General features: G+C 64.3%; 1 protein-coding gene. It reads left to right on the plus strand.

Features of this window, described 5'->3' with window-relative positions; all coding sequences use genetic code 11:
• Positions 1–5,077, plus strand: a 5,077-nt coding sequence (locus ACE3OH_RS19085) for a pre-peptidase C-terminal domain-containing protein (protein ID WP_374356933.1), incomplete at both ends; no start/stop codon positions are given.

Here is a 5,077-nt window from a genome sequence, read left to right on the forward strand (position 1 = left end):
CCAGCTGTTGGCCAGTCTGCCCAATGGCTCGGCGCTGGAGCCGGGGCAGACGCCCTATGGCAGCACCACCTTGCCGTTCACCTTGCCGCTACGTGCTGCTGGCGATGCCTACATCATCGTGGTGACCGATGCACGCCGTGCGGTGGATCAGTTCCCGCGCACCAGCCCCAGTATGCTGGCGCAGAAATTCCATATCGAACCGGTGTTGTTTGCCGACCTGGTGACCAGCGAGGTACAGGCGCCCAGCCAAGCCATCCATGGCAGCAATATCGAGGTGAGTTATACGGTGAGCAATCGGGGTAGCGCGGTAACTCGCGGCGAGGCCGGCAATCTCACTGGCTGGACCGACACGGTGTGGCTGACCCGTGGCACTGGCCGGCCCCAACCCGGGGCGGGCGATATCCTGCTCGGTTCGCGGCGCCATGAAGGCACACTGGCGCCGACCGATCAGCCCTACCATGGCCAGTTCTCGCTGACCTTGCCCGACGATGTGGCCTCGGGCGACTACCACATCACGGTCTGGGCCGATACCTATGGCAGCGTGGTGGAGACGTCGCTGCAGTCCAACGATAACCACGATGCCTCGGGCGATATCCTTGGCAATAACGTCCTGGCCCGCGAGATCAAGGTGCTCGGGCCGGTGCGTCCGCAGCCCGACCTCAAGGTCAATGAACTTATTGCGCCAGGGGCGGCGCCGGCGGGCGAGCCCTATAGCTTCAGCTACACGGTTACCAATATCGGCGATCCGGTACCCGCTGGTGGCAAATGGGCTGATGAAGTCTATCTGAGCGATAGCCCCGACTTCAGCCAGGCCATGGTGCTGTGGGCACTGGGCCGTTATGAGCACGTCGGCCCCTTGGGCAGCGGCGAGCCCTATAGCAAGGCCGTGACGGTCACCCTGCCGCCATCGGCCAGCGGTCGCTATCTGCTGGTACGCAGCCAGGCGCAGTGGTCGGAATTGAACACGCGCAACAATGTCGCGCACACCGATAGCGTGGTCACTCCGGCGCCGGCCGATTTGATGGTGACCGGTATTTCCGTGCCGCCACGCGGCGATTCGGGCGAGCCGGTGCAGCTCAGCTATACCGTGCAGAATCTCGGCGCGGCCGTCTGGCCGGGCACCGAGGGCTGGACGGATGCCATCTATATCAGCAGCAGTCCGGTGTTCGACCTGCAGGCCAAGCTGTTGACTACCGTGCAGCACGACAATGCCGCGGGCCTTGGCGCAGGCAAACCGTATAGCGCCACGGTGCAAGCCACCCTGCCGGCTGGCGTGGAAGGGCCGTACTACCTGTACGTGCGGGCCAATGCGCTGCCCGAAGGGCAGAAGCTGCAGGGCAGCAGTGCGGATGCGCTGGCGTACTACCGTCATGGTGTGTATGAGACCAACCCCGCCAACAATATGGCGCAGACCAGCCTGGTAATCGATTACAAGGAAGCGGCACTCAAGGTGGAAAGCCTGAAGCTGGAGCCGGCTAATCCGCAGTCGGGCCAGCTGGTCACTGCCACCTGGACGGTGCGCAATGTCGGCAATCGGGCTACTCGGGTGAACGAATGGGCCGACGGCCTGTATCTGACTCGCGGCAGTTCGGTGTCTGATGGCGACTACCCCTTGGTGGATCGCGACGGTGAGGTCGAGGAGGGCTCGCGGGTACGCCATATCGATCTGCGCGATGGCAATGGCCGTCCACGTCCCCTGGGCGTCGGCGAAAGCTATACCCGTAGCGCCACCTTCGCCCTGCCCAGCTCCATCGAAGGCGCATTCAAGCTGGTACTCAAGGCCAGTACCGACCTGGCCAAACCCTCGCCGTTCGATGACCACCCGCCCAGTACCATCCGCGAAGGCCTGGAGGTGCTGCACCAGTTCGACCACAGTGGCAATGGCGCGGTGCTGCAGCCAAAAAACCTGGGCAAGAATACCTTCACGCTGGACCTGCCGATTACCCTGGCCACTCCGCCAGACTTGCAAGTTACGAAGGTGACGGCACCAAGCGAAGTGACCGCCGGGCAGCTGATCAATGTGGCGTATCAGGTCAGCAATCCGGGCGGCGATACCCCGGCCGACCAGAGCCACTGGCACGATCTGGTCTACCTGTCGCGCGACCGCAATCTGGACCTGAGTCACGACACCCTGCTCGGCTTTGTCGATCACAACGGCGGACTCAAGGGCAAGGACAGTTACGACGTTAGCGAAATCTTCAAAGTGCCCAAGGGCATGAGCGGCAGCTACTACGTGTTTGTGATCACCAACCCGGACGATGGCGCCAATGGCAAGCCGGTGGTACTCGGTAGCGGGCAGGATCGCAATGCTGCGGTGGCCGCCGCGCCGCTGCTGGTCAAGGCGCCGCCGGTGATCAATCTGGATGCGGTGACCGCCAGCATGCCGGCCAATGCCCAGCCGGGCCAATCGTTCCGGGTGGACTACACCGTGCACAATCTCTCGGCCCAGGCCGCGGAGGGCGAGTGGACCGATGCGGTTTACCTGTCGCAAGACGGCGAAGCCGGGCCGAACGATATCCTGCTGGGGCGCTATGTCCATCACGGCGGCATTGCGGCCGACGGCAGCTACCAAGGGGTAGTGGAAGCGCCGTTTCCGGCGCTGAAGGAGGGGCGTTGGCAGGTGATCGTGCGGCCCGATGTGTACCGCGAGCTAGGGCGCGATGCCGCTGCGGTAAGGCCGCATGCCGTCGGCAGCGGGGTACAGGTGTCGGTGCCGGAACTGCCGGTGGCGGTAGCAATGCATCCGGGCCTCGCGGCAGGCGGCCTGCTGCTGTACAAGGTCAGCGTCGCCGCGCACCAGACTCTGCGCGTCAATCTCGATGCCGACGATACGGGCAATAACGAGCTGTATATCAAGTACGGCGAGGTGCCGAGCAGCTTCAGCTATGACGCCGCCTACAGCCGCGCCCAGTCGGCCGACCAGCAGGCGATCATTGCCGACACCCAGGCGGGCGACTACTACGTGCTGGTGCGTGCCAAGGCGGCACCACTGGGTAGTACGCCGGTCAGCGCGCCGGTCACCCTGCGGGCCGATCTGTTGCCGCTGTCGATTACCCGGGTCACCCCGGATAGCGGCGGCACCGCCGATGGCGACCATCGCTGGGTCAGCATGGATATCGAGGGCGCCCAGTTCCAGGCTGGTGCCCTGGTCAAGCTGTCGCGGCCCGGCATGTTCGAGGTGCAGCCTGCGCGCTGGCAGGTGCTGGATGCCACCCATATCCGCGCGGTGTTCGACCTGTCCCATGTGCCGCATGGTCTGTACGACCTCGCGGTGATCAATCCGGACGGCAAGCAGGTGGTGGAAGCGTTCCGCTATATGGTGGATCGGGCGGTGGATGCCGATGTGACCATCGGCATTGGCGGCAGCGATAGCCTGGATCCGGGCTATGGCGGCACCTACAACGTCACCCTGCAGAACCTCGGCAATACCGATGCGCCCTTCGTGCGCTTCGATGTCGGCGCCACCAATCTGGGGCCATCGGAAACCGGCGTGCTGGCCATTCTGGGCCTGCCCTATGTCAGCTTCAGCTCGAATATCGGCGGGCAGCCGCCGGGCCGGGTGCCGGCCGACAGTGCCAATACCGGCCAATTCGGGCCGACGCCGGCCGACGGGACCCGGCGGCCCGATGTGCCGTGGGCGGCGCTCAATAGCCAGATCAACACCCAGGGCTTCAATCTCACCCCCGGCTATGCCTTTGATGTGGCCAATGCCGGGGCAGTGCAGAACAGCTTTGTGCTGCAAACCTATCCGGGCCTGCGCGAATGGCTGTCGCGTGACTTTATCGGGCTGCGCAAGGTGTTGTATCAGCTGCACCCGGACTGGCAAAAGGCCGGCCTGCTCGATGGCGGGGTTGCTGATCTGAACAAGATCGAGCCGAATCTCCTGAAAAAATTCCGCACCATCGATGCGAAGACCGGCGTCAACCTCGATCCGGGCGAAATGCTGTCGCTGTCGTTCCGCTTCCAGGTGCTGGCAGCGGCCACCCCGCTGAGCCGCGATGAATTCATTGCCGAGCAGAGCGCCTATGCCGAAAAACTGCGCCTGGCGATACTGGCCGACGCGGATGCATCCGGCCCCTTGCAAGTGCTGGCGGCTAATCGCCAGCAGTGGCAACAGGGCTGGCTGGCCGCATTGGAAGCGGGTGGCATTCTGCCGCCACAAGGCGAGGCGCCGGCCATCCGCAGCCAACCCTTGGTGCTCAGCCTCAATACCGTCCTGGCCAGCGGCATTGTACTTAGCCGCGCCGGCGACAGTTTTACAACCCGCCCCAGCCTGCTGGACTTCTTCAACAAGATCCAGCAATGGTATGGCAATAGCGTGCGTTTTGCCGGCGACGGCCACGGCGTGGTCGCCCCGATTGACTACCACGAGTATCGCGCCGCCGACGGTGGCATGGTCGAGGCCGAAAGCCCGGTGGCCGACGCCCCCCGGTTTGCTGATTACGATGCCCATGCCGCGCATGCCACCCACTTCCAGAGCCTGAATGTGTTTGCTGGCGGCCTGGCGCAAAAGGAATACCTGCGCCATATCGGTCTCTTGGACCAGCAGTTCCGCCCGGTCAATCCGGCCGCCTTGAACCTGCTGCAGCTGATCCAGGAGGCTGGCACTGCCAGCGGCAGCCAGCCGGCCATCAGCTTGCGCGGCCCGCAGCTGCAGACGGCCGCCAATGGCCGTAGCTATGTACCTGCCGGCATCGATCTGCCCCATACCCTGTCCTTCCATGGCCAGGGCGACAGCGGGCAGGGCCAGATCCGCATCGTGACCCAGCTCGACCCGAATTTGCAGCCCAGCACGCTGCGGCTGGGGGATTTGCGCATTGGCGACCTGAATGTGCATGTGCCGGCCGGACGTACCGACTTCCAGGGCGACTTCGACTTCAGCGGCAGCAAGGGCTATGTGCTGCGGGTCAGTGCCGGTATTGACGACAATACCCACACGGTGACCTGGCTGCTGCAGGCGATCGACCCCGACACCGGCGAAGTGATTACCGAAACCCGCCGTGGTCTGCTGGCGCCCGATGCCAGCCAGCTGGATGCACCGCCGGCCGATGGCTTCGTCAGCTACACGGTGCGCCCC

This window comes from Chitinimonas sp., from assembly GCF_041904975.1.
Classification (GTDB): Bacteria; Pseudomonadota; Gammaproteobacteria; order Burkholderiales; family Chitinimonadaceae; genus Chitinimonas.